Annotated in this window: 1 pseudogene; it reads right to left on the bottom strand. The window is 60.5% G+C overall.

Annotation, left to right across the window (positions count from 1 at the left end):
• Positions 1-243 (bottom strand): annotated as a pseudogene (locus SB751_RS34465) (polyamine ABC transporter ATP-binding protein); the annotation flags it as partial.

Genomic DNA, 243 nt, shown 5'->3' on the forward strand with positions numbered 1-243 from the left:
CGGGCTCGTCTTCGACCACCTTGCCTTCGAACAGATTGGTCGAGCCGATGAACTCGGCCGAGAAGCGGCTGTTCGGATATTCGTAGACTTCGTTCGGCGAGCCGATCTGCACGATCTGCCCTTCGCTCATCACCGCGAGCCGGTTCGCCATCGTCATCGCCTCTTCCTGGTCGTGCGTGACCATGATGCAGGTGACGCCGACCTTCTTCAGGATGTTGACGAGCTCGATCTGCGTGCGCTGGC

The organism is Cupriavidus sp. SIMBA_020, assembly GCF_046535395.1.
Taxonomy (GTDB): Bacteria; Pseudomonadota; Gammaproteobacteria; order Burkholderiales; family Burkholderiaceae; genus Cupriavidus; species Cupriavidus campinensis.